Annotated in this window: 2 protein-coding genes; both read right to left on the bottom strand. The window is 74.9% G+C overall.

Annotation, left to right across the window (positions count from 1 at the left end; genetic code table 11):
- Nucleotides 1-75: 75 nt before the first annotated feature.
- Complete coding sequence (locus tag G3I53_RS06610) at nt 76-612, bottom strand: hypothetical protein (protein WP_164334730.1); 537 nt, start codon at nt 610-612, stop codon at nt 76-78.
- A gap of 134 nt (nt 613-746) precedes the next feature.
- Nucleotides 747-1,957 (bottom strand): PQQ-binding-like beta-propeller repeat protein (locus tag G3I53_RS06605; RefSeq protein ID WP_164438110.1); only part of this gene is annotated, 1,211 nt, incomplete at its 5' end.

Genomic DNA, 1,957 nt, shown 5'->3' with positions numbered 1-1,957 from the left:
GCGGAGCTGTTCACCGGGCGGGTCCGGGGCGCGTTCCGGACCCGGTGAGCCCGCCCGGTCCCGGGCCCCGCCGGCTCAGCGGACGGCCGGCGCCTCGGGTTCGGGTTCGCAATGCGCGACGCGGGCCGCGCGCTTGGCGTCGCCGCCGACCGGCACCCGCACCGTCACCGTGTCGTCGGCGGGCACGTCGACCTGCTGCCGCCCGGTGATGATCCGGACACCGGCCCGGTCCTCGAAGACCACCCGGACGGTGAACGTGCCGTCGGACGGGTTGGGGTTGGTGACGCGGACGGTGGCGTGGCGGGCCGACTTCGACGCGCAGCTCAGCAGCTCGACGGTGGCGTCGGTCAGGGTGGAGGTGGCGGTGGCGCCGGTGCTGTCCGAGCCTGACGATCCGGAGCCGTAGTCGTAGTCGTCGTCATCGTCGTCGTAGTCGCGGTGGTACCCGCCGCCCGACTTCGGCGAGGAGTCGTGGTTCTGGGAGGAGCTGCTGCAGCCTCCGCCGCCGCCTCCGTCCCCGCCCCGGTGGCGTCCGGTGGAGAAACCCGTCAGGGTCAGGACGACCAGAGCCGAAACCGCCGTGAGTCTGAGTGTGTTCCCCCGAAAACGCATGCCCGCCAGACTGCCAACTCTGTGTCACGGCCATGTCACTGGGGGGCGACCGTCCCGTCATCGGCCGGTACCCGGCGGTGCGGACGGGGCCGGGGACGGCCCGTGCGGCGGGACCGACGGCCCCGCACCGCCCCTCAGGTCGTCCGCGAGGTGCCGGTCCCCTTCTCCGCGTCCAGGGCGTACACGCAGCGGTCCTTGCTGCACGCGTACACCACGCCGTCCCGGACGACCGGGGAACCGGTGATCTCGCCGCCGGTGGCCAGCTTCCAGCGCAGCCGGCCGTCGTCGGCCTTCAGCGTGTAGAGCAGGTGGTCGGTGGAGCCGAAGTGGATGCGCCCCTCGGCCACCGCGGGGGCGCCCACGATGTCGCCGCCCGACTGGAAGCGCCACTTGGGCGTGCCGGTCACGGCGTCCAGGGTGTAGAGGCCCTTGCCGCTGCCCACGTGGACGTGTCCGGCGGCGACCAGGACCGGCTCGGTCGAGGTGCGCGCCTCGGTGGCGATGCGCCAGCGGTCACGGCCGTCGGTGGCGTCGAGGGCGTACACGGTGCCGAGGTAGTCGGCGAGGTAGAGGCCGCCGCCCGTGACCGCCGGGCCCGGCACGAACGCCGGCGGGGAGAGGAAGACCGCCGGGGCCTCGAAGTGCCAGCGCACGTGGCCGCCCGCCACGTCCAGGGCGAGCACCCGGGTGCCGGCGGAGACGTAGACGTAGCCGTCGGTGGCCTGGTTGACGCGGACCGGGACGCCCCCGCAGGAGGCGGCGTCACCGATCGGGTAGGACCAGCGCTCCTCGCCGGTGCGGGCGTCGAGGGCGCGCAGCCGGGCGTCCTGCCAGACGTACACGGTGCCGTCGTGCAGGGCCGGGCCCGCCTCGGGGGTCTCGAAGTCGGTCTGGCAGCCGGTGATCTCCCACAGCTTCTGCCCGGTGGACGCCTCCCAGCCCTGGACGCCGCCGCCCCGGGTGCCGGTGACGACGGTGCCGCGCTCGGCCCGCAGGCAGTACACCCAGGCGTCGGTGGACAGCCGCCACAGGTCGCCGCCCTCACGGGAGTCCAGGGCGAACAGGGTGGGGCCGTCGGAGGCGTGGATGCGGCCGTCGGCGACCGCCATGGACCAGGCCACGTCCCGGGTCTTGAACCGGCGGCGGCCGGTGGCCACGTCCAGGGCGTGCACCTCGAAGGAGGTGACGTAGACCAGGTCGCCGTCGACGGACGGGGTGCCCCACACGTCGTTGGACATCCGGAACCGCCACGGCCGCCAGCCGCTGGGGTGCTCCGGGGCCGCCGCGGGGGCGGGCGGGGCGGCCGGGTCGGCGCCGTTGACGCCGGGGCGGGGCTTGGACCAGG

This window comes from Streptomyces sp. SID14436, assembly GCF_010548465.1.
Taxonomy (GTDB): domain Bacteria; phylum Actinomycetota; class Actinomycetes; order Streptomycetales; family Streptomycetaceae; genus Streptomyces.
Note: the sequence above shows the minus strand (reverse complement) of the source record. Positions and strands in the feature narration are given on the sequence as shown.